At 51.0% G+C, this 249-nt stretch carries 1 protein-coding gene; it reads left to right on the forward strand.

The window, feature by feature from the left end; all coding sequences use genetic code 11:
* Positions 1-249 (forward strand): hypothetical protein (locus tag ACTHTQ_RS11550; RefSeq protein ID WP_440363995.1); only part of this gene is annotated, 249 nt, incomplete at both ends.

Genomic DNA, 249 nt, shown 5'->3' on the forward strand with positions numbered 1-249 from the left:
CGAAAGCAGCAGACGATAAAGCTGTAGCGGCAGATGCTAAAGCAGTAGCAGCAGATACCAAAGCTGATGGTGCGGTAGCGAAAGCGGAAGCAGCAGATGCTAAAGCAGTAGCAGCTGATACTAAAGCTGATGGTGCGGTAGCGAAAGCGGAAGCAGCAGATGCTAAAGCGGTAGCAGCTGATACTAAAGCCGGTAAAGCGGCAACAGATGCAGCAGATGCATTAGCGAAAGCAGGCGAAGCTAAAGATG

The organism is Neisseria sp. P0020.S003, from assembly GCF_051957095.1.
Lineage (GTDB): Bacteria > Pseudomonadota > Gammaproteobacteria > Burkholderiales > Neisseriaceae > Neisseria > Neisseria subflava.